Annotated in this window: 17 protein-coding genes; 3 read left to right on the top strand and 14 right to left on the bottom strand. The window is 46.5% G+C overall.

The annotated features are described in order from the left end of the window. Nucleotides 1-120: 120 nt before the first annotated feature. A complete protein-coding gene (locus AC3Y23_RS01065) occupies nt 121-1,299 on the bottom strand; it encodes an adenosylhomocysteinase (protein WP_379194730.1) in 1,179 nt (392 codons plus the stop codon). 128 nt (nt 1,300-1,427) lie between these two features. Here AC3Y23_RS01065 and AC3Y23_RS01060 point away from each other — a divergent pair, with 128 nt between their 5' ends. Then, the gene (locus AC3Y23_RS01060) at nt 1,428-2,102 is read left to right on the top strand and encodes a Crp/Fnr family transcriptional regulator (RefSeq protein WP_379194728.1); all 675 of its coding nucleotides are present in this window, start codon (nt 1,428-1,430) and stop codon (nt 2,100-2,102) included. Nucleotides 2,103-2,189: 87 nt separating this feature from the next. Here the strand turns inward: AC3Y23_RS01060 and AC3Y23_RS01055 are convergent, their stop codons facing one another. The 12 genes from AC3Y23_RS01055 to AC3Y23_RS01000 form a co-directional block, all read right to left on the bottom strand. Further along, entirely contained in the window at nt 2,190-3,023 is an 834-nt protein-coding gene (locus tag AC3Y23_RS01055) for a carbohydrate ABC transporter permease (RefSeq protein WP_379194726.1), read from the bottom strand. A gap of 15 nt (nt 3,024-3,038) precedes the next feature. Further along, nucleotides 3,039-3,929, bottom strand: coding sequence for a carbohydrate ABC transporter permease (locus tag AC3Y23_RS01050; RefSeq protein WP_379194724.1), 891 nt, complete (start codon nt 3,927-3,929; stop codon nt 3,039-3,041). Nucleotides 3,930-4,035: 106 nt separating this feature from the next. Then, a complete protein-coding gene (locus AC3Y23_RS01045; RefSeq protein WP_379194722.1) occupies nt 4,036-5,436 on the bottom strand; it encodes an ABC transporter substrate-binding protein in 1,401 nt (466 codons plus the stop codon). A 257-nt stretch (nt 5,437-5,693) separates the two neighbouring features. Next, nucleotides 5,694-6,425, bottom strand: a complete 732-nt coding sequence (locus AC3Y23_RS01040) for a glutamine amidotransferase (protein ID WP_379195732.1) — start codon at nt 6,423-6,425, stop codon at nt 5,694-5,696. Then, nucleotides 6,425-7,747, bottom strand: a complete 1,323-nt coding sequence (locus AC3Y23_RS01035) for an ArgE/DapE family deacylase (RefSeq protein ID WP_379194720.1) — start codon at nt 7,745-7,747, stop codon at nt 6,425-6,427. The genes AC3Y23_RS01040 and AC3Y23_RS01035 overlap by 1 nt, the downstream gene beginning before the upstream one ends. After that, the gene (locus tag AC3Y23_RS01030) at nt 7,744-8,313 is read right to left on the bottom strand and encodes an ureidoglycolate lyase (protein WP_379194717.1); all 570 of its coding nucleotides are present in this window, start codon (nt 8,311-8,313) and stop codon (nt 7,744-7,746) included. Before AC3Y23_RS01030 ends, AC3Y23_RS01035 begins: the two co-directional genes overlap by 4 nt. Before the next feature lie 24 nt (nt 8,314-8,337). Then, on the bottom strand, nt 8,338-9,381 hold the full coding sequence (locus AC3Y23_RS01025; RefSeq protein WP_379194715.1) for an autoinducer 2 ABC transporter substrate-binding protein: 1,044 nt from the start codon (nt 9,379-9,381) through the stop codon (nt 8,338-8,340). 21 nt (nt 9,382-9,402) lie between these two features. Then, a complete protein-coding gene (locus AC3Y23_RS01020) occupies nt 9,403-10,338 on the bottom strand; it encodes an ABC transporter permease (protein ID WP_379194713.1) in 936 nt (311 codons plus the stop codon). Then, nucleotides 10,335-11,297 carry an ABC transporter permease gene (locus tag AC3Y23_RS01015; protein ID WP_379194711.1) on the bottom strand — a complete coding sequence of 321 codons (963 nt, stop codon included), beginning with the start codon at nt 11,295-11,297 and terminating at the stop codon, nt 10,335-10,337. The genes AC3Y23_RS01020 and AC3Y23_RS01015 overlap by 4 nt, the downstream gene beginning before the upstream one ends. Next, nucleotides 11,294-12,808 carry a sugar ABC transporter ATP-binding protein gene (locus AC3Y23_RS01010; RefSeq protein WP_379194709.1) on the bottom strand — a complete coding sequence of 505 codons (1,515 nt, stop codon included), beginning with the start codon at nt 12,806-12,808 and terminating at the stop codon, nt 11,294-11,296. Before AC3Y23_RS01010 ends, AC3Y23_RS01015 begins: the two co-directional genes overlap by 4 nt. Nucleotides 12,809-12,999: 191 nt before the next feature. Then, nucleotides 13,000-13,998, bottom strand: a complete 999-nt coding sequence (locus tag AC3Y23_RS01005) for a LacI family DNA-binding transcriptional regulator (RefSeq protein ID WP_379194707.1) — start codon at nt 13,996-13,998, stop codon at nt 13,000-13,002. Between the two features lie 752 nt (nt 13,999-14,750). Beyond that, nucleotides 14,751-15,650, bottom strand: coding sequence for a LysR family transcriptional regulator (locus AC3Y23_RS01000; RefSeq protein ID WP_379194704.1), 900 nt, complete (start codon nt 15,648-15,650; stop codon nt 14,751-14,753). Nucleotides 15,651-15,787: 137 nt separating this feature from the next. Here AC3Y23_RS01000 and AC3Y23_RS00995 point away from each other — a divergent pair, with 137 nt between their 5' ends. Together AC3Y23_RS00995 and AC3Y23_RS00990 are read left to right on the top strand one after the other, a co-directional pair. Further along, the gene (locus AC3Y23_RS00995; RefSeq protein ID WP_379194702.1) at nt 15,788-16,798 is read left to right on the top strand and encodes an alpha/beta fold hydrolase; all 1,011 of its coding nucleotides are present in this window, start codon (nt 15,788-15,790) and stop codon (nt 16,796-16,798) included. A gap of 41 nt (nt 16,799-16,839) precedes the next feature. Further along, the gene (locus AC3Y23_RS00990) at nt 16,840-17,586 is read left to right on the top strand and encodes an MFS transporter (protein ID WP_379194700.1); all 747 of its coding nucleotides are present in this window, start codon (nt 16,840-16,842) and stop codon (nt 17,584-17,586) included. Between the two features lie 19 nt (nt 17,587-17,605). Here AC3Y23_RS00990 and AC3Y23_RS00985 read toward each other — a convergent pair whose 3' ends face one another. Further along, nucleotides 17,606-18,196, bottom strand: coding sequence for a TetR/AcrR family transcriptional regulator (locus tag AC3Y23_RS00985; protein ID WP_379194698.1), 591 nt, complete (start codon nt 18,194-18,196; stop codon nt 17,606-17,608). Nucleotides 18,197-18,235: the final 39 nt, after the last annotated feature.

Raw genomic sequence — 18,235 nt, 5'->3', positions numbered from 1 at the left:
CCGAGTAAGTACAAGAGGCTGTTCCAAAGTTTGTGTTTGGGACAGCCTCTTTGTACAACTCCACAAGCTACGCTTCGTGAAATCAACTGTTCGTTTTCTTGTTCCTTGAAAGGGAATGGATCACTTCAAGGATTCAATGAATAGCTGACTTATTCTTTCATTAATATCATCCGGCACCGGCTGCATTCCGGCTTTCAACGTCTCTACTTCTGTAACAATACGATAGGCGGAATAGGATTGTAATCCTAGCCCGAGATCCATGATTTCAATCGGGTTACCGTCAGCACCGGCAAGGTTCAGCGGATTGGCTTGGTGAAGCAAGTAGAGACTTTTCTCCCCAAAGCTGATTCGTTCAATCCCCTCCTTGACCTGATCTATTGAAATGGAGGCCTGCTTGATGGCCTTAACATTAATCTCGAAGCTGTAATGACCAGAATTGCCGAGGATCACTTTATCTTTGAATAAAGGAATGTGCTGCTCGGTAATGACATCAAAGGCACCGGTCACTGTAATAATGACATCCGCCTCAGAAATTAACTCCCGCAATTCACCTACAATATGCCCATCCGACTTCGCTTTCAATTGATAGACAGGATTGAGATCATACACGAGTGTCGTGGCCCCTAAGCCACGGAACTTCTTCGCTACACCGCTCCCACAGTATCCGTAACCCACTACAAGTACCTTTTTGCCGCCGACCAGAAGGCTGGTGGTTCGCATAAATCCGTCGACAACCGATTGACCGACACCTACGGCGTTCTCCAGAATTTGCTTCAGAGGCGAGTCGTCAATCACAACAATGGGATAGGCCGTTTCTACATGACTTTTCTCGATAAGCAGTTTCCCGGAACGTGTCTCTTCATTGGCACCCATAGGACTCCAGCCCGGATTAAGCTCATGATGAGCCAGAATCAGGCTTGCTCCATTGTCCAGGAAAAGGTCTATTTTATGCTCCATCACCAGCTTGAGATATTCCTTATGTTCTTCGTAAGTGTCGCCTTCCTTACCAAGCACGGTGATATGCTCAAGGGAGGCCAAATATGCCGCAGTATCCTTCTTGGTCGTCCCCAGGCAGCCCACCAGATAGACATGCTCCGCACCACCGCCCAGCAGCCCTTCAATCCAAAATCCGGTTTTGGGTTCAATATGCATACACACCGCAATCGTCTTGCCTTTAAAGATTTGCTGTTCCTTAAATGTTTGGTTTACCCCAGCAACAACGGGCATCCGCTCCCGGAACCAATGCATTCTTACAGCTCCCGCATTCGCCAAACTATGATCATCAATTATAGAATTCATACTGTCACCTCTGTCTCTATGCATTTGTCTTGTCTTTCTGGCTCTAGTATAATGATTTGAAAATCATAACCAGGAGGACATATGTCCGCTTTTAGGACGACAAATAAAGACGTGAGGAGTCTGCCTACATGACGGTCAACAAGCCTCGACCAGACCTTAGAGCAGCCATCGTAAAGGCCAATCTCCAGGATCTTATTCCGGACGAGATCCTTCCTGCTCTTGAAATTAAGTGTTACAAGAAGAACGAAACGGTGATCTCTACCGGCAATGAAGTAACGGAGTTCTTTATCATTATCGAGGGCAAGGTAGCCATTCATAATTCATCTGAGAAAGGGAACATCGCTGTAGTGGATTATTTGGAGCGCGGGGGACTGCTGGGGGACATTGAATATTTTCATAAATGCCAATACCTTCATACTGTAATTGCCGCTGTGCCGACAGAAATTCTGCGAATTCCCCTGGAGATTATGAATAGTACGCTGACCCGATCCGTTCCCTTCCTAATGTTCATGTGCTCCAGCATAACAGAGAAGCTGATGCGGTCCTCCATTCAGAATGCCAGGTCCATGCTGTACCCTGCTCGCAACAAATTATGCAAGTACCTATTGCAGACTTCGGAGCTATTCGAGACACCGGTAATCTTCTTTGTCAGCAAAGAGGTTGCTAGCATGCTGGGGATTTCGGACCGCCATCTCCGGCGACTGCTCAATGAACTTATAGATGACCGGATTATTATTAAGGAAAATAAAACCGTAACTATCGTAGATATAAATAAACTGAGACAGTACTCGTCTTATTTTTAAATAAATGTCTCCAAACAAAAAACGGCATTTCTGCCGTTAGAATTTTCAAAAAAGCATGTTTATCAAATGATATCTGGCAAAAGTGCTCTACCCCTTGGTTCCTCCCTGCAATCCAAACCCCTTGGACATATACTGCTGAGAGAGGATATACATGATAATCGCCGGGATGGCATACAAGACTGAGAATGCGGCCAGGCTGCCGTAATCTACCATACCGTATTGTCCGAAGAACTGATACAGCTTCACGGAAGCCGGGAATTTTTCAGGGGATTGGAGCAGGATATACGGTACGAAGAAGTTGCCCCAACTACCAGAGAAGGTGAAAATCGCTACCGTACATATACCGGGAACCATGAGCGGAGCGACAACCTTGCGAATCCCCGTAAACACTGATGCCCCATCCACCCAAGCGGCTTCTTCCAGGTCACTCGGCACGGAATCCATAAAATTTTTCATCATCCAAATGCCATAAGGCATCGAAGATGCTACATAGAACAGAATGACACCAAGAATGTTGTCGTACAGCTTCAGCCCCAGAAACAACTGATACACAGGCACCATAACCGCCGTAATCGGCAGGGAGGTCATGAATAAAATCGTAAGCATGAACGGCTTCTTATATTTCAGCTGATAACGTGATAGCGGATAGGCTGCCAGCAAGGCCAGAACTACAACCAGCACAGCTTGGCTAAGCGACATTACAAGGCCGATCAGGAAGGCTCTTTGATTGTCTCTGCTTGTGATCACTTCAATATAATTAGCTCCGGTGAGCCGGCTTGGAACCTTTAGAGATTGCATCGCATTGGGATCTACGGACGCTACCAGAATCCAGAGCAGCGGTAGCACGAAGCATATTCCAAGCCCTGCAAGGATGACATACGGCAGGATACGAAAAATCAGTTTGCGCTGTTTGGCATTCATTTGGATTCACCTCGGTTACTCTTTCATCGAGCGGATATATAACAGACTTAGTACGATACCGATTAGCAGCAATAGTAAGGATATGGCCGTCCCGTAACCGAGCTGATAGTTCACGAAAGCTTGATTATACATGAAGATAGGCAACGTAGTTGTGGAGTTACCAGGGCCACCGCCGGTCATGGCATAAATCAGGCCGAACACCCCGAGCGTCTGCAAGGTGACCAGCATCATGTTGGTTGTGATGGTCCCTTTAATATAAGGAAGAATGATACGGGTGAATATTTTCCACTTGGATGCTCCATCCACCACCGCAGCTTCCTCAATTTCACTCGGCACATCGTCCAGCGCCGCTTGGAACACCAGCATCGAGAACGCGGTACCATGCCAAATATTCGCCAGAATAATAGTGAGCATCGGCACCGTGAACAGCCACGTCACTTCCGAAAATCCGAAAAAGCCAATGATCGCATTCAGCGTACCATCATCCCCAAAAAAGCTGTACAGACACAAGGCACATACGATCTCTGGTGTAACCCATCCTGCAAGCACGATAGTCCCGATAACACGCCGAAAGGTTTTGTTCCGCTGTTTCATCAGCAGGGCAATGAGAAATCCGAGCACCTGTTGGCCAATAACCGCCGAGCCGATCAGGAAGATCAGCGTATTCCAGATGCTGATTCTTACCGTGGGGTCCTGAAACATCCGTGTATAGTTATCGAATCCGATAAATTTCAATTCCTTCGCGGCTTCACCGGTCAGCGCCAGGTTCGTAAAGGAATAGAAGAACGTCAACAATATCGGATAAATAAAAAATAGGAGCATAATCGCGATCGAAGGCAGTAAAAAAAAGAGCCATGTATACGATTTTTTGGACTTACCGTACATGTCCACTGACAAGCTGCTCATGTGCCGTTCTCCTTCCGTGCTGCAGTTCTGAATAAGGCCGCAGGCCCAAGCATTCATGGGTAACCTGAAAGAATGCTTGAGCTAGCCAGCCTCTGGCTAATGTCTTCTATTTCTCTACTGCATGATCCGCACCGACGATGCGGGTAACATCCTGCGCATATTTGTTCATTGCATCCGCAGGCGCAGTTCCGGTAGCCACGGACTCCACCATCGTTTGGATTTGTGTGGACACTTCCGGATATTTATCCTGAGCGGGTCTGAACTCCGCATTTTTCAGATATTCGGTTGCGATCTCGTTAAATGGCATTTTGGTATAGCCCGGGTCCTTGGCAACATCGGCACGCACGGTAATATTTCCGGAGGCAATAACCAGCTTCTGGGTGTATTCCTTGCCTAAGGCGTATTGGATAAACGCCCATGCTTCATCCTTATTCTTGGAGTTGCTTGGAATCGACAGTGCCCAGCCACCAGCCAGTGTTATAGAGCCTGGCTCCTGTCCTTTACTGGTAGGCATCGGTGCAAATCCCAGCACATCCTTATATTCCGGCCATGGCGCAGCCCCGGTATCGAGATAATTCCCTGAAATCCATGATCCGTCCAGTGAAATTGCCAGTTTGCCTTTAGGCAGGTATTCGCGCGAAGCGGTGTTGCCGGCCTGGCCGTTCAGCACTTTGGACAGCGGAGGCCCCAGCTTTTCCTTATTAACCGTCTCTACGAAGCCAAGCGCATCGAGAATGCCCTGGCTTTTGACCGTCCATTTCCCGGTGGCATCATCGTACAGTCTCTCGCCTGTACCATACAGCAGCATTTCGTAGGTCTGCATCGAGGTAGCCTCGCCCGTCGCCTTGCCCATGTTCATCCAGATCGGCACGACATCCGGCGCTTTCTCCTTGATCGCTCTGGCCGCATTCAGGACATCTTCCCATGTCTTCGGCTGCCAGTCTTCTGGAAGACCAGCCTGCTTGAAGATCTGCTTGTTGTACCATAAGCCGCGGGAATCCGTATTGTAAGGAACCCCGTATACTTTGCCGTCACTAGCTGTAACACCCTTCTTCATCGCTTCGATAAAGGAGCCGTTGGTCCAGTCCTCCCATTTCGCCAATCTATCATCAAGCGGCTCCAGGAATCCTGCACTGGCATCCGAATTCAGAATAAACGTATCTTCGGTCACAATATCCGGTGCGGTATCCTTGGACTTCAAAGCCAGAGCGATCTTCGCAAAATAATCTCCTTCCGACGCTTGAATCGGCGTGGGCTTGATATCCACATTTTTATCAGGATAGCTTGCCGCTACTTCCTTCAGCCACTTATAGAACGCCCCATTCTCACCGACACCGTCATCCCTGAACGTAACCGAAACCGTCTTCTTGACCGTCTGCCCTTCTTGGGTCTTCCCCGGCTTGCTCGTCTCTGCCGGGCTATTCTTGCCACCCGAACAACCAAACAATAAGGACACACTTAATACCGACGTTGCCACAAGCCAAAATCCCCTTTTGCCTGTCTTCATCCTTTGGCCTCCTTTTGTACATATAAAATGGTTATATAATCCATTTTATATGAATACGCTTTCAGTAACGTATATTCATCTCTATTTCCGAGGCCGTTCAGATATTCTTAACTTTTTTCTCACCACAAAAAGATCACGGTCAGACGAGCCATCAGCATGGACTCGAGATCATCAAAAAGCCGCTAAACAGGAAGGTTTAGCGGCTTGACAGCTATTATAATTTCTCATTCATTTCATATGATTTCCGGGACAGTATTCTATTTCAGACCCTTGAGCAGGTTCCCCCAGAACGTTGAGTAATGCTCCCAGTTCATGAATTCCAGCGAGCCCCAGTGTGGCGCACAGTCGCTTGCGAAGGCTGCGGTTTTGCCTGATCCATAGGTGCCTAGTACAAGCATTGGATCACCATTATGATTCAGAATTTCTTCCGCATCCGGCTTGGTCACCAATTTATTGTAGCCTAGCAGCCTCGGCCACTCACCGAATGAATCGACCAGCGGATGGGACTTCGAAGCCTTCGGAGAGAAGCCTTCCGGCATCTCCACACGGTCCTCACCATTCATCATTTCAACTGGCAACACCTCGGCGAGAATGGTGTTTTTGTAATTCGCCTTACCTTCGATCCCCATAAACGTCAGGTACCCACCGATCATCAATAGGCCGCCACCTGCCGCAACAAATTGTCTAATGGAGTCGAGCGCATTGGGAACAATCTGCATTTGATAGAACGTAGGGTTCTGCAACAGGAAGGTGTTGGCACCCACATCACTGATCACAATGGCATCAAAGGCTTGCAGCTCTTCCAGGCTTTTCGGGAAGCGTACCTGCACTTCATGCGAAGGCATGTAAGTCACATCTACATCTTCTTCGCGCAAGCAGGATAACAGATACGTAGCTCCTTCTTCATATTTAGTTGATGTAAAGCTGTCATACCCTTTCGTATGAATCATATGAACAATCCAGGATTCGCCTATGAATAATACCTTCATCAATTCTGCACCTCCACTGCTTCAGTTCCGCACCAATCTATAATCGTCTTCGCAATCATCTTCACCGCATCTATCACTTCGTTTACAGGCGTGAACTCATCGCTGTGGTGGGCCAGACTAGGATCTCCCGGTCCGAAATTCACTGTGGGAATCCCCACATTAACCGGCCAGCCCATATCCGTATGGAAGCCCAGACCTTCAATTTTGCCTTCCAGACCAAGGGATTGCAGGGATTGAACACAAGTCTGAACAAAAGGATGCTCAACATCGGTTTCCGCACAATCGGCATCCACCAACCACTCAATCTCCGGCAGATTTTGACTTAGCCAAGGATCTGATTTTGCTACACTATTAATAAAATTTTCCAGTTCTTTCTTTACATGTCCGCCCATTAATTTATCGTCCCGTTCCGAAGGCAAATACTGCGCATTAAACACGATTTCAGCTTCGTTGGCAAATGAAGTTGGGTACTCACCCGCATTAAACTGCGCTACATGGACCTGACAGGGAATCGAGAGATACGGATGTGTCTTGCGTACAGCCCAGTCTGCATTCAGATGATCGAACTGATCCAGGATCAATCTGGCTTTTTTAATGGCATCCACCGCACCGCCATTCTGCCAGTCCGCCTGCGGCATCTCGATATGACCACTACGGCCTTGCACCTTGATCTTGCCCCAAAGAATTCCTCTGCATAATGGAGCGATTGTAAGGGAAGTAGGCTCCGTCAATATACAGCCATCTGCACGATAGCCATGGTGAATAAAATCAAGTGCACCCATGCCACCCGTCTCTTCATCCACGACCGTACCCACAATGACAGGCCCCTTAAGCTTAGCCCCGCTGCGCAGGATCGCCTCAACCGCCATAATCATGGCCGCGACCCCGCCCTTCATATCCACCGTTCCCCGACCATACAGTTTGCCGTCAATCACCTCTGCTCCAAAGGGATCTACAGTCCATTTCGAACCGGCTTTTACTACGTCAATATGTCCAAAGAGTAGCAGGGACTTCCCTTCTGCCCCCGCTCCAAAAGTAGCCGCCAAATTGGGTCTTCCTTTAAAATCTCTTCCCGGATAATAACCGGCCATTCCCTCATATTGCTTTAAGTCGTCAGCGACAGGTTCCCATAATTCGATCTCCGCGCCTAATTTAGACAGCTTGTCAGCAATAAATTCCTGAACGTCTTTTTCTTTGGATGGCCCTGGCTCATCAAAAAACCAGGGGTTCACACTTGGAATCTGTATCAATTGCTGTAAGAAGCCTATAATTTCATCGTTATGATCATCTATCCACTGCATAATTTGCTGTTCTTGATTCATAGCTGCCAGTCCTCCTCAAGTTGATCAAGCTTGGGTACTTCAGAGATGGACGAGCCATCTCCGAAACTTACCGTATCTCCATCTTTGAAATCCACCCATGGATTGATCATTTCATCACCGAACTTGTCCTTCTTCTTCTCAATGGCGAACATGTAGCGCGCATCCTCATGGGCAGGATAAGCTGGACTGTGCCAGACCCCCCGGCCAATAATGATGGCTTGCCCCGGTTTGATCTTGAAGCATTTCACCGTGCGTGCATCGGGATGTTCATCCGGATCATCAATATCGGCACATAACGCCACCGGCTGAATGATCTCTTTATCGAAAGTAAGTAGCAGCTCCTCCCGACTTACGTGGCGCTCCATCGCCTCCACCAAAAACTCCCTCTTTTTCGTAATCACAAGTCCAAAGCCAATGGGCTCGTGTACATCCAGCATATCGATGTAATTCCAGCAGTCCCATCCATCTCCCGTTTTGGGCGGAGCGTAAGAAGGAAGATCTATTACTTTGCCGAAAGGTTCAAAAGCCTCTTTCGTTAATGGTTCTACAGAGATGCTATGCTGCATTTTTACGCCTCCTTTCCTGTAGGATTAGAATCCAAAGCTGTCTACGTTATCATTTGTGACTTCAAGCATGCCGATAAAGACGCTTTGCCCATCCACTTTCACCTTGCCGACCGTTGGCACATCCATGCCGTCTGTGATTTTTTTCCCTTGAGCTAGTTGATCGAGGACGTACACAGTCATGTAGGCGAGCTTGCCTGGGTCCCAAATAATATCTGTTTTAATCGTGCCATTCTTAACGTAGTTTTTGACCACACTAGGAACGGCAATACCGGTGATAGCAATTTGTCCTGCTTTCAAAGTGCCAGCCTTTACTGCTTGCTCGACCACTTCAGCTGCTGCCGGCGGCTCACCGCCTGCAAATCCAATGATGCCCTTCAAATCGGGATATGTTTTGATGAGGTTCTGCGCATTGGCATATGCCTTCTGTTGATCATCATCACTGGACACCGTTGTAACCACTTCAACGCCCGGATAATTAGCCTTCAGGTAAGCTTTTGCTGCTTCTGATTTGGCAATTTGATTCTGAGAACCAAGACCTGCTACCATGAATGCCACCTGGCCTTTGCCTCCAATCTCGTCGCCGATCGTTTTAGCCAACTTGTCTCCAACCTCTTCATCCGTGGCTGGAGCTATATAATATTGACGGTCCGTATCTGGTGCATCGCTGTCCCAGGTGACAATTTTGACGTCCTGACCGGCTGCTTTCTTGAATACAGGTCCAACGGCTTTGGCATCATTTGGCGAGACCCCAATCCCGTTCACTTGACGAGTCAACATATCCTGAATCATATTAATTTGCTTGGAGGAATCTGCCTCTGTGGGAGCATTGAAGAGAACTTTCACCTTCAGATCAGTCTCCGCTTGTTTGGCTCCTTTTTCAGCGGCCGCCCAATAAGCGGGGCCAATGGACTTGGGATTAATGAAATAGGTTCTTGTGGCAGTGGACGAAGAGCCTTGATTGCTATCGCTTCCCGCACTTTCTTGTGGTTTGGAGTTGCCCGTATTTCCGCAAGCAGCCAAAGTAAGTGTCAATAATCCAGTAATTAACGTAGTAGCGATTTTTCTCATGTGCTTCGACCTCCAAGTAAGTTATGCTTTTTGTTTACCAACAGCGATCAACAACAGAATGCCGAGAATTACGGATTGATACAATACGGATACACCCAACAAATTAAGGCCATTGCGTAAAAACACGATAATTAGCAAGCCGAGAAACGTACCTGCCAGACTCCCCCTTCCGCCAAAAATATGTGTGCCTCCTATCAGGGTAGCTGTAATTACATCAAGCTCTATATTTGTACCTGATGTCGCTTCTGCACTTGCCAGACGGGACACTAGGAAAACACCAGCCAAAGCGGAGAACAACCCACTGATCATGAACAAAATGAACCGGGTGCGAACAACAGAAATCCCTGAATAATGGACGGTTTCTTCGTTGTTACCTATGCCATACACATAGAGGCTAAAGCGCGTCTTCTTCATTACAAAATTCGCAATCAAGAACATGACGGCCAGGAAAATCGCATTAAAGGGAACCCCCCAGAAATATTGCTGGCCTAGAAAGTAGAAGGCATCCGGATAGCCGCTGATCGGCCTTCCTTCGTTCAGTACATAGACAAGACCGCGAAGCATCACCAGCATTCCGATGGTCACAACGATAGCCTGCATACGATGCCTGGCGATCAGGTACCCGTTAACAGCTCCGCATGCCAGTCCAGCTAACAACCCTATGATTACGCTAAGCCAAATGTTCAGGCCACCCTGGAACGCTAGTCCCATACAAACAGCGGAGAAGGCAAGAATTGAGCCGACGGAAAGATCCATTGCGCCTGAAATAATGATCATAGTCATCGGGATTGCGATCAGACCAACCTCGACCATCTGGTTCAGCACATTCATGAAATTGGTGAATGACAGGAAGTAAGGAGATTGAATGCTGAAAAAGACGAGGATGAAGATAAACAAAAGCGACTGAACCAGCATTTTATTAGATTTGAAGTTAAAAAATTGGGTCAGTGCACTCATATCAACTCGCCGCCTTTGCGTTTATTTTGTCTGACGTATTGCAGCGTATTAATGGCAATGGCCAAGATAATCAGAAACCCAGTCGTCGCATCTACCCAAAACGGAGACACCTTGGCAATGACCAAGCCGTTCTTGATAATTCCCATCAGGAGAATACCGACTGCCGTTCCAGCAATTGTGCCAGTTCCGCCAAAGATGCTTCCCCCGCCGATCAAGACCGCTGCCATTACTTCAAAGGATAGATTGCTGCCCGCCGTTGAGGCCTGAACACTACCCACCTTGGAGGCAAAAATCACTGCCGCAATGCCCACAAGCATTCCGCTGAATACGTAGACCATAAATTTGGTTCTCGGTATACTAACTCCGGCCAGCTTGGCCGCAGCTTTATTGCCGCCAATCGCATAGATTCTGCGGCCAAAGCGAGTGAATTTTAGAAGAAAGATAAAGCCGATGATCAGGACTACAGCAACGATTAGCGGAAAGGAAATGCCCAGGACCTGACCTTGTCCGAAGAACTGGAATCCTGGGGGAAAATTAGTCATCCATGTTCCGCCGCTGATCCCCACGGCCAGACCACGAAAGATATACATCGAAGCTAACGTAACAATAATGTCCGGAATGTTCAGCACAGCAATAAAGTAGCCGTTAAACACACCGCACAGAATCCCTATGCCAATGCCAAGCAAGGAAGCAAGCCAAGGTGACATCCCGTGACTGAGGAATAGCCCCACTGAAGTGGCGGTCAGGGCCAGCACCGAGCCTACCGATAAGTCGATGCCGCCCAGCAGAATCACCATAGTCATCCCGATTGCAACAATCGCGCTGGAAGTATTCTGATCCAATATCAACTTCGCATTATCCAGTTGAAGAAACTCCGGGGAGATGATGGTAAACAGGATGCCTATCAACAGTGTGAACAGGATGATCGGTGCCTCGTGGATGTTCAATAGACGCTTCATATGACCTCTTCTCCCTTCGTCCGCGGATTGGAGGCACGCTTCAGCAGTTGCTCCTGATCCGCTTCCCCGTGTCCAAATTCATGAACAATTTCTCCCTTATGCAGCACCAGGATTCGATCACTGAGGCCGATGACCTCCGGCATCTCTGATGAAATAAGCAATATGCTTAAGCCCTTTAATGCTAACTGATGAATAATGTTATAGATTTCAGCCTTCGCCCCCACGTCCACACCTCGTGTTGGTTCTTCAAGAATGAGGATTTCCGGTTCTGCGGCCAACCATTTGCCGATGACTACCTTTTGCTGATTGCCACCGCTCAAAAAATCGACACTTTGCAGATCATCGGGCGCCTTGATATGCAATTGCTCCATATAGGAGCTACTCATTTTTTTAATCTCTTCCTGATCCAGAATCAAGCCCTTTGAGAGTTTCGGCAGGATGGGAAGCGCTAGATTTTGCCGAATCGACATCGGTTTAATAATGCCTTGGCGGTGACGATCCGGCGGAACATAAGCAATCTTCTTGGCTTTCGCTTCATTAGGAGTGTTAATTTGTACTTGAACACCATTGATCTCGATTGCCCCTGTTCCCTTCACTAATCCGAAGAGTCGCTCTGCTACAGTGTGGGAGCCGGAACCCGGTATACCAAACAGCCCGAGAATCTCACCTTTTTTCAAGTTGAAAGAAATAGAATGCGTGGAGTCGAGAGACAACTCCTTCACCTGCAGCACAATCTCTTCTCTCGGCTCTACGGTTCGCACAGGATATAATTGGGCAACCTCTTTGCCAACCATCATCTGAATCAGACTCTGCTCGGTAACCTCTTTGATCCCGTGTGTAGCGATTTTCTTCCCGTCTCTTAATACCGTCACTTTATCTGCAATTTCGAATATTTCTTTCATCCGGTGCGAGACATAGACGATAGCCACACCCTGCTCTTTAAGCCGCTTTACTACATCGAACATCTTTTGCACTTCATTCTCTGGCAGCGCTGCTGATGGCTCGTCCATGATCAGTACGTCCGCCTGGAACGATAAGGCCTTGGCAATCTCGATGACCTGCTGGCTGTGAACCCCCAGATGTCGTACTTCCTTACGGACATCAATCCCTCTCCCACCAATGGAGTCGACCAGTTTCTGTGCTTCACTATATAATCTTGACCAGTGGATTCTTCCGAACCGCCCCACTACTTCTGGACGGTCGATATAAATATTCTCTGCCGCAGATAAGTTGGGAAACAGATTGAATTCCTGATGAATGATAGATACTCCTTGATGCTGCGCATCAAGAGGATTACGAAAGACTACATCCTGTTCTTTGAGCCGGACAATCCCTTTGGTAGGTGCATACACACCGGATAATATTTTCATCAAAGTAGATTTCCCGGCCCCATTCTCCCCCATCAAAGCATGAATCTCTCCGGGATAAAGCTCGAAATCAACACCTTCCAAAGCTTTTACACCCGGAAACTCCTTGCTGATCCCCTCCATCGATAAGATCGGACGTTCCATCGTTAACCCTCCCTTTCAAACGATCTCGTCTGGTTGACTAGTGAACAGATGTGAAATTTAGGCATACTTTAACAAGACTCAGCTTTAAATCAACAAAGTCAATGGATGCAATAGATTATCTTAATCCAACTTAATCTAATCCGCTCTTTCTTTTTTCAAATAAATTCAAGAACCTGCGCTTCTTCCTGCGACTAATTCATTTTTTTAACGGAGCCGTATTTCATTAGTTCGACATCCAGTATGACCTTCTTCGGATTTGTCTCATCCGTATCTTTATCCCTAATTCTCTTAATTAGCATTTCTGCAGCTTGCGTCCCCATTTCACGAGTAGGTCTGCGAACGACCGTTACTTTCGGTTGCACAAATTCGGCCAGTTCATTCTCATCGAACCCGATTAATGAAATGTCTTCCCCAATCTCCAGATTCAAATCCCTAATCGCCTTGATGGCTCCCTGACAAATCAAGTTATTGGCTGCAAAAATCGCTGTCGGGGGAATGTCAGCTTGCATTAATTCAATGGTAGACTGGTATCCGCTCTCCTCCAGCCAGCTCCCTTGCTTGTGATACTCAGGGTCAGGGCTAACCCCGCCTTCAACCATCGCCCGCTGATATCCCCAATACCGATCCTTACCGTCATTAAAGTCATGCTTCCCATCTATAATTGCAATGCGTGTGTGACCATACTCCAAAAAATGCTTGGTAGCTTCGTAAGCGCCGCGATAGTTATCAATCATGACACCATCATGGCCGCTGTTATCGATGTACCGATCTACCAGAATTGTCGGCTTACGAATGGTCTGGTAAAAATCCGCTGTCTTATGAGTACCAATCAAGATAAAACCGTCGGCGTTTTTACCAAGAAAACTCTCGAAATAGGTGGACTCTTCGGCCTCATCGCCATTCGTGGATACTACGAGTGTGACAAAGCCTTCTTTCTTTGCTACTTCCACCGTTCCGCCTATTACTGCCGTGTAGAAAGGATTCTGAATCTCCGGCACAACTACCGCCAGCATATTCGTCTTTTTATTCACCATAGATGCCGCTATCGTGTTCGGCACGAAGTTTAATTCATCGATTACTTTCAATACTTTTTTTCGTGTAGCCTCACTTACCCGGTCCAGTCCATTGATTACCCGAGATACAGTCGCAACAGACACATTGGCCGTTTTTGCCACATCTTTAATCGTCATGTCCCTTTTCGTGACAACCACTTCCATTCTTTACCTCTGTTTTTGTAATAACGTTTTTACAACCTTTATACCTTTTATAATGTAAGACTATTTAACATTGATCTGTTGTTTTGCAAAAACGTTTACGCAATTTCTAATCTCATTCTAGTTTATGTTAGATAAGTTATCAATACATTTTTAAAAATTTAAAAAATAAAGATAAATGCAACATATATATAACATTAAGATGACATAAATAATCATTTATACTCCATTAAAAAATAATTCATTTAATCACGTCATAAAATATAACACTTAAATGACAATTAGGAAGCTCTGTGCTGGATAATACAACATGGTCCCCCTAATTCATGAACACCATCCATTTCCAAAACCTAAGGCTCATCTATAAGAGCTAACGGATCGTATAGCCGTTACTTTCCACTCTAAGCTCTCTGAATGATGTTGCGGACTCAGATGACGTTATTTGCTAGCGGACAGCGGAATTTGCAGACGATTTCTGTACATAAGAACTCTGGAGTCCGTTATCTTTCTGAATGGCTGAATTTATAGGCGATAAGGTCTCTGGAGTCCGCTACCTGACGAGGCAAGTACTGATTTTGAGGCAGGCCCACTTAAGATTCATAAAAATGATCTAAACCACGCAAAAAACCTTAAAAAACTGACTTTCACATGTTACGACATGGAAGCAGTCTTTTAAGGTGTTATCATTGATTCTATCATTGGCTCTATCATTGGCTCTATCATTGCTTTTACAAATTGTTATTCCCCAGAAATGTATCCCGGCTTAAGTTTATAAAGGCTTCGATCGCAGGCGAGATCCACTTCTCTTCATGCCAGAACATGTGGGTTGCGAAGGATATGGCGGTCAAATCCCAAGGTAACGGAACCAGCTCTCCCCGATTCACTTCTTCGACCACAGCCATTTCAGGCAGGATGGCGATACCCATTCCTATTTTCGCACATTGCTTGATCGCTTCTGCACTGTTAAACTCCAACTCCGTAATTCCCCCCATGTCCTTATGCGACAGACTTCGCTCAAAAAACGTGCGATAAGAGCAACCCTTCTCTGTCAGCAAAAAGGTCTCACCCTTAAAATCTTCAACCGTCAATGACGTACATGTTGCCAAAGGATGATCAGGCGCCGCTAGGAAATAAAAGGATTCATTCAGCAATTTTTCTCCACAAAACCCGGTCTCACCCTTGTCCTCATCCAGCATAAAAATAATATCCGCGTCTCCTTCCCGTAGACTCTGTTTGAGATTGTCGTCGCTCAGCGCCCGGAACAATAGCCGAATCCCAGGATAGCGCAAGCGAAAACGCCGCAATACATCCGGCAGCCGATATGTACACAACGTCTCATCTGCACTTATGACCAGTGTCCCTGTCATTTCGCCAGATTGCCTGACCACATGCTCTGCTTCTTCAAGCTCCCTTAATATGTTGTCAACGTATCCGAGAAACTGTCTCCCCGCATCGGTTAATATTACTTTTTTTCCCAACCGGTCCACTAACTTGACACCTAGCTCCTCCTCCAAAGCCTTCATCTGCATCGTAACCGTTGACGGGACATAGTTCTGTACTTCTGCAGTGCGGCTAAAGTTGAGTGTAGAAGCAAGCGTATGAAAGGTCTTGAGTTGACGCAATTCCACAGTACATCCCATCCTTAGTTCAAAAAAATTGAATGTTTCATTCATAAACGTTTCCTTGAACAAACAATAACATCGTCGTAGAGTGGTGACAAGAACGACCGGTCATCTTGCGATTACGAAAAAAGGGGATTATTACGATGAAAGATTACGAAATTTATGAACTGGGGGATGTTCTGCTGCAATCCGGTGTCATCCTGCCCAATGCCATTCTTGCCTATAAAACTTACGGAACACTGAATACGGCAAAAAATAATGCCATTGTCTATCCCACCTGGTTTGCAGGTCTGCATACCGATAATGAATGGTTAATTGGACCTGGCAAGGCGCTGGACCCGGAAAAGTATTTCATCATCATACCAAATATGCTGGGCAATGGATTATCCTCCTCGCCAAGTAATACGGCTCCGCCCTATGATCGCGGAAACTTCCCGGAGGTCACGATTTACGATAATGTGACTCTACAGCATCAACTGGTTACCAAGAAGTTTGGGATTAGTACAATCGCCCTCGTTGTCGGCTGGTCACTTGGAGCTCTTCAAACCTTCCAGTGGGGAGCCAGTTATCCAGATATGGTGCAACGAATCGCCCCGTTTGGGGGTACGGCTCAGACAAGGCCACATGCGCAAATGGTATTTGCAAACATGATCGCTGCACTTCAAGCGGATTCCGCATGGGAAAATGGGTTTTATAAGCAGCAGCCTACAGCGGGACTAGCCGCAATGGGTCGGGTCTATGCACCCTGGGGCTTCTCCCAAGCTTATTATCTGGAGCAGCTCTATCAGCAAGACGGCTACCAAACCCTGGAGGATTATGTAGTGAATTATTGGGATCAAGTCTTCCTGACCTTCGATGCCAATGACCTGATCACTATGTTACGTACCGGAATCAGCGGCGATATCAGCGTAAACCAGGCGTATAACGGGAACTTCGAACTTGCATTACGTAGCATTACAGCCCGTGCACTGATCATGCCGGGAAGTACAGACCTGTTCTTTCCTCCCCAGGATAACAACTATGAGGCACAATGTATGCTGGATGCACGTTTCCTCCCGATTGACTCGAAATGGGGGCATTGCGCAGGCATTGGACAGCATGATCCTGATTCCGAATTTATAGATCAACAGCTGAAGGTTTTCTTGGGTGAATGATTTCAACGCAAAGTGAATAATAGAAAGTAGAGCGAATCCCATTGAAAAATAACATGATCATCTATATTCTTGCACTTGCGGTCTTTCTGATCGGAACCATTGAATACATTATTACAGGAATCATTGATATGATTGCCGTGGACTTGGGCATTTCAACTTCTAAGGTCGGGCTATTAGTGACTGTATTTGCGCTCGCAGGAGCCATAATCACGCCGATTCTAATCGCACTGACCATCAATATGGATCGCAAGAAGCTGCTCATGTCTTCCTTCGGTGTGTTCATTGCCACTAACGGACTTATGTTTGCGAATCTTTCTTATGAAATCGTACTATCAGTACGAATGATTCAAGGAGCTAGTGGAGGAATGGCTACCGTAGTGGCCATGGCAGTAGCAACACGACTAGTAGAAAAAGAACGAAGGGGACGAGCTATCGGCATTATTTTGATGGGTCTCAGCAGCTCGCTTGTACTGGGTGTTCCAATCGGTACATTTTTTAGTGAAAGGCTTGGATGGAGAGTTCTATTTATTGCAATCGGGTTATTAAGCGTTCTTCCCTTACTAATCATCTATAAAAAGGTTCCGGCCATCAAAGAAGAGGACAAGGTTACCCTTTTGAATACTTCCTTTATCCAATTAGGTTTTGCATTGGGATCTGGATTGGGCGGACTTGTCATCAGCAACACCTCTGTTCTCTACTTAAATTGGTTCGGGCTTGCTGCTGTAAGTATGGCTCTACTTCTTGCGATCTGGCTATTCAGTAATAAAAGCGCCCCCGGCACGCCATAAAAAAACTGCCCCGTGCTTTTCAGCGCGGGACAGCTCGTATGGAATCAATACTATAATCAAGAATTGCTCTAATTTCTTCTTGTGAACTGTTGGTTTTATTTAATACTCGGATCCCATGTTGAGTAGTGGATAAATTTTTAGCGATAAGGCTGGCTGGAAAATGAGATATAATTTCTCCTGCTTTTTGACCACGAATAATGACTTCCTCAAGCAACTTCTCCGAGTCTTTAAACAGTGCATCAATTTCCACCGAAGCCTCAGCATCCTCTGTGCCTAGCTCCAGGGCCATGTTTACGATAAAACAACCTTTCGGACAAGTGTCCTCACTGGGTTGCAGCAAATTTATTTTCCATAATTCTAATGTTCTTAACGCCGACGGTTCTTGATTCAACAACTCTTGAATGGAAGTTATGGCTTGCATTCGATACAGACGAAGCGCCTTTATAAACAAAGCATGTTTATCACCATAAGCCCCGTATAGACTTTGCTTCTTCAAATTGCTGACTGCCACCAAATCGGCCAGGGAAGTGCCTTTGTAGCCCTTCTCCCAGAAGGTCAGCATTAATTGATGCAATACTTTATCATAATCAAACTCTCTAGGTCTACTCATACACTGATCATATCCACTTATAGATTATTGTGTCAATAG

Source organism: Paenibacillus sp. MAHUQ-45 (genome assembly GCF_058133325.1).
The sequence above is the reverse complement of the archived record's forward strand: the minus strand, read 5'-3'. Positions and strand labels throughout refer to the sequence as shown.

Excerpts from the sequence above, each read along its gene's own strand:
- AC3Y23_RS01065 (WP_379194730.1), bottom strand. The coding sequence starts at position 1,299 with ATGAATTCTATAATTGATGATCATAGTTTGGCGAATGCGGGAGCTGTA.
- AC3Y23_RS01060 (WP_379194728.1), top strand. The coding sequence starts at position 1,428 with ATGACGGTCAACAAGCCTCGACCAGACCTTAGAGCAGCCATCGTAAAG.
- AC3Y23_RS01055 (WP_379194726.1), bottom strand. The coding sequence starts at position 3,023 with ATGAATGCCAAACAGCGCAAACTGATTTTTCGTATCCTGCCGTATGTC.
- AC3Y23_RS01050 (WP_379194724.1), bottom strand. The coding sequence starts at position 3,929 with ATGAGCAGCTTGTCAGTGGACATGTACGGTAAGTCCAAAAAATCGTAT.
- AC3Y23_RS01045 (WP_379194722.1), bottom strand. The coding sequence starts at position 5,436 with ATGAAGACAGGCAAAAGGGGATTTTGGCTTGTGGCAACGTCGGTATTA.
- AC3Y23_RS01040 (WP_379195732.1), bottom strand. The coding sequence starts at position 6,425 with ATGAAGGTATTATTCATAGGCGAATCCTGGATTGTTCATATGATTCAT.
- AC3Y23_RS01035 (WP_379194720.1), bottom strand. The coding sequence starts at position 7,747 with ATGAATCAAGAACAGCAAATTATGCAGTGGATAGATGATCATAACGAT.
- AC3Y23_RS01030 (WP_379194717.1), bottom strand. The coding sequence starts at position 8,313 with ATGCAGCATAGCATCTCTGTAGAACCATTAACGAAAGAGGCTTTTGAA.
- AC3Y23_RS01025 (WP_379194715.1), bottom strand. The coding sequence starts at position 9,381 with ATGAGAAAAATCGCTACTACGTTAATTACTGGATTATTGACACTTACT.
- AC3Y23_RS01020 (WP_379194713.1), bottom strand. The coding sequence starts at position 10,338 with ATGAGTGCACTGACCCAATTTTTTAACTTCAAATCTAATAAAATGCTG.
- AC3Y23_RS01015 (WP_379194711.1), bottom strand. The coding sequence starts at position 11,297 with ATGAAGCGTCTATTGAACATCCACGAGGCACCGATCATCCTGTTCACA.
- AC3Y23_RS01010 (WP_379194709.1), bottom strand. The coding sequence starts at position 12,808 with ATGGAACGTCCGATCTTATCGATGGAGGGGATCAGCAAGGAGTTTCCG.
- AC3Y23_RS01005 (WP_379194707.1), bottom strand. The coding sequence starts at position 13,998 with ATGACGATTAAAGATGTGGCAAAAACGGCCAATGTGTCTGTTGCGACT.
- AC3Y23_RS00995 (WP_379194702.1), top strand. The coding sequence starts at position 15,788 with ATGAAAGATTACGAAATTTATGAACTGGGGGATGTTCTGCTGCAATCC.
- AC3Y23_RS00985 (WP_379194698.1), bottom strand. The coding sequence starts at position 18,196 with ATGAGTAGACCTAGAGAGTTTGATTATGATAAAGTATTGCATCAATTA.